We start from the raw sequence: 3,855 nt of genomic DNA on the forward strand, positions 1-3,855 counted from the left end.
GCGCCGGGCCGTGCGGCGCGTCGCTCCGCGGCGGCCCCGGGTCGGGGGCCGCTTCAGGGTCGGAGTTCGCTTCCGGGCCGCAGGCCGCTTCCGGGATCGGGGCACCCGTACCCTCGGCCGGCGACGCGTCGTCCGTCGGCAGGGCGGTCGCCGAGGCTCCGCCCGGCGCCCCGCCCGTCGTCGTCTTCTCGGCCTCGGTCGCCGGCCCCGCAACGGTCCCTCCGGGTGTCCGACCGGCCGGCGACGACGGCCCGTCCGACGCGTCCTGCTGCCCCTCACCGGCGTCGGAATCCGCACCGGTGAGGGAGCAGCGGGCCTCGTCCGCGCCGTCGTCGTCCGCGACGGCGGCTGCGGGTGAGGGTGCGTAGGGCGCGGCCCCGCCATCCGATGCGGCCCCGTCGCCGGCCGTGGTCCCGACGGGCACGGCGGCCGGCACGGCGGGCTCGCCGCCGTGCCGGACACGGTCCGCCTCCCCCGCCGCACGGGCCGTCGTCCGCGCCGTCCCCGTCGGTCCGATCGCCCGCGCCGGCGAAGGACTGCCCACGGCCCACCACGCGACCAGCCCCAGCACCACCGCGGTCGCCACGGTCGTGGGCCCGCCGATGTCGGCGAAGGCAAAGGTGACGGCCAGCCAGATCATCATTCCGGTGGCCAGCAGTCCGACGTCCGGGACGCCCGGACGGGGGGCCACCAGCCCCAACGGGCCGACGCCGCCGAGCAACCCGCGTGGGGCCGTGCCGTCCGGTTCCCCTGCCGCTGCCCGCCGGGCGGCACGCACCCGCAGCAGGCAACCGGTCAGCAGCACCGCCCAGCCGCCCACCAGCGCGCCGGACCCCACCAGGCCCTGCTCGCCGAGGACCAGCAGGTACATGTTGTGGGGGGACTCCAGTTCCTGCCGCTGGAACTCCGCGCCGGCACCGGCGGTGTCGCTCCCGGCCGAGAGCGCGACCGAGGCGTGGTCGTCGCGGTGCTCGGGGAACCCCTTGAGACCGACGCCGGTCCACGGTTCCTCGCGCCACATCGACCGCGCCGCGTCCCACATCGCGTAGCGGTCGACGACGGACTGGTCGGGGGTGCCGGTCACCTGGCCGATGCTGGTGAGGCGGTCGGCGAGCTGACCGGAGAGCGTGACCGCCGTCCCGCCGGCGAGCAGCACCACCGCGCAGAGCGCCGTGACCGCCCGCCGGGTCAGCGCACCGGAGAGGAGCACGACGGCGGCGCACGAGACGGCCGCGGCGATCCACGCGCCCCGGCTGAACGACACGGCCAGCGCCAGCAGCAGCCACCCGGTGCAGCAGACCGCGACGGGGCGCCACCAGCGAGGGGCGCCCACCGGCGGCGACAGCGCCGCGCACAGCGAGACGAGCACGCCGAAGCAGACGACGGTGGACATGCCCATCACGTTCTGGGGGCCGAACGTGCCGACCGCGCGGACGTTCTCGCCCATGTAGGAGGCGCCGGTGCCGGTCGCGTACTGCCAGATGCCGAGCGTCCCCTGCGCCATGCCGAGGGCGAGGAACGCCCCCGCCACGACCCGCGCGTCGCTCCGGTCACGGAGCAGCACCACCACCGCGAGCGGGACCAGCACGAAGACCTGGAGGTGGCGCACCCAGCCGACCAGCGCCGCGGGGTGCCCCGTGGAGGCGAGATACACGACCCCCAGCGCCAGCACCGCCGCCGCGAAGACGGCGACGCCCGGTGCCCCGAGGGCGGGGCGTCGGCCCCGCACCGCAGCGAGGCCAGCCGCCGCAACCAGGAGCAGCGACGCGAGGTCGGCGGCGACCAGACGTCCGCCTCCCGCCTCGAAGGCACCGACCGGTACGGCGAGCAGCAGCACGGTGAGCAGCACGGGCAGCACATGGCCGTGTCGCGACGCCCGCCTGCGCGCCGCGCCCCACCCGCGGCGGACCACGCGCACCGGCGCACCGCGCCGCGCCCCCGGCCCGGGGGCCGGGGTGCCGGGGGGCGGGGCGACGAGGACGTCGGCCGGCCCGGCGGTCGGCCGGTCGAGCACGGCCGTGCCGGACCGATCACCGGACCGGTCACCGGCCCCGGCGCGGGGCGTGGCGCGGGGCGTGGCCGTGGGTCGCCCCGTACGGGGCAGGCGAGGGAGGCGGGTCATCTCAGCTGCCTCCGCACCGGAAGCAGCCGACGCTGGTGCGCAGCATGATGGAGACGTCCTGCCACAGCGACCAGGTGTCGATGTAGTGGTTGTCGAACCGCGCGCGCTCCTCGATGGAGGTGTCGCCGCGCAACCCGCTCACCTGCGCCAGCCCGGTGAGTCCGGCGGGCATCCGGTGGCGGCGGGCGTATCCGGGGTGACTCCGACTGAACTCCGAGACGAAATGCGGGCGTTCGGGGCGGGGGCCGACCAGGCTCATGTCCCCGCGCAGCACGTTCCACAGCTGCGGCAGTTCGTCGAGCGAGGTGCGGCGCAGCGTGCTGCCGACGCCGCTCATGCGGTTGTCGCCGGCCACGTTCCAGCGAGTCGCGGCCTCGGTGTCGTCCGCGGGGCGCAGCGTGCGGAACTTGAGGATGACGAAGGGACGTCCGCCCTGTCCGATCCGCTGCTGGCGGAAGAGGACACCCGGGCCGTCCACCGTGCGTACGGCCGCCGCGCAGCCCAGCAGCAGCGGAGCGGTGAGCAGCAGGAGCGCGGCGGCGCCCGTGACGTCCAGACACCGCTTGGCGATCCGGGCGACGGTGCCGGGGGTGGCGGCGGGCGGGTCGAGCCGGCGGCAGGCGAACCCCCAGAGGTGGCCGGCCGGGTCGGTCGCGGGGCGGGCCGCCGTGCCCGTGCTGCGGCCGGGGCCCACGTCCACCAGCCACACGGTGCAACCCAGGCGGTGGCAGAGCGCCAGGAGTTCCGGGTCCTCGGGTTCGTCCGGCCCGCGGACGACGAACGCGTCCAGGACCTGCTCCCCGTCGAGGAGGGTGGCGACGGCTCCGAGGTCACCGCCCGACAACCGCGGTGGACCGCCGGGAGCCGCCGTGGTCCCCGGAGCCCCCGGGAGCGAGGTGACGGAGCGGCCGGGCTCCCGGCGCACGGCCGGCGCCGGGAGCTCGGACCGCCCGGCGGGCACAGCCGGCAGCACGGGCGCGGGGCGGCCGGTGGCAACGTCTCCCGCCCCCGGTGCCGCCGCCGCGCCGTCGGGCCGGGGCCCGGGCTCCGGCACCTCCCGGTCTCGCGACGGGACGACGACCGCGACCGGCCGCATCCCGTACTCCGGATGGTCGCCCAGCACTCCGGCCAGCGCGCCGCCACCGGGGCCGCCCGCGACGACCACCGCCGGTCTCGGACGGAGCCGGTGTCCGCGGCGCTGCGCGGCACGCACCGCCGCCCGTGCCGCGCAGGCCACGGGCGGGTACAGGGCGACGACGGCGACGAACGGGAGGAACGGCACCGGCTGCGCTCCGGCCAGGACGAGCACGGTCTGCGCGACGCAGAGGCCGACCGTGCTCTGCGCGGCGAGGCGCGGCAGCTCGGCGAGGGCGGTGGCGAACGGCCCCGCGCGGTGCAGCCCGGCGCGGACGTGGAGCGCCACCATGACGGGCAGGGCGACCGCCACCAGCCACAGCGCCGTGGGGGTCCGTGTCGGCAGCGCCAGGGCGACCGCGAGGACGGCGGCCGTGTCGGCGGCGAGCAGTGCCGCGGCAAGGCGGTGACGCCTGGGCCGCCGAGGGCGGCCCCCGGGGACCTCGGCGATCGCGACGGAGATCGCCGACCGGCCGCCCTGGTCACCGACGGAGCAGAGCGGTGTGTCCCCCGCGGCGGGGAGCGCCTCCCCCGGCGACGGCGCGGCGGTGCCGTTCCTCCCGTTCGTCGCCGTCGTCGCCCTGTACCCGCCCGTGGCC

2 protein-coding genes are annotated in these 3,855 nt (G+C 77.7%); both read right to left on the reverse strand.

Annotated features, from left to right (window positions below; genetic code table 11):
- Nucleotides 1-1,849 (reverse strand): O-antigen ligase family protein (locus tag HCJ92_RS22915; protein WP_338054339.1); only part of this gene is annotated, 1,849 nt, incomplete at its 3' end.
- 274 nt (nucleotides 1,850-2,123) lie between these two features.
- Complete coding sequence (locus HCJ92_RS22920) at nucleotides 2,124-3,548, reverse strand: sugar transferase (protein WP_167935519.1); 1,425 nt, start codon at nucleotides 3,546-3,548, stop codon at nucleotides 2,124-2,126.
- Nucleotides 3,549-3,855 lie beyond the last annotated feature (307 nt).

The sequence above is a fragment of the Streptomyces spiramenti genome (assembly GCF_012034385.1).
Classification (GTDB): Bacteria; Actinomycetota; Actinomycetes; order Streptomycetales; family Streptomycetaceae; genus Streptomyces; species Streptomyces spiramenti.

Excerpts from the sequence above, each read along its gene's own strand:
- HCJ92_RS22920 (WP_167935519.1), bottom strand. The coding sequence starts at position 3,548 with ATGGTGGCGCTCCACGTCCGCGCCGGGCTGCACCGCGCGGGGCCGTTC.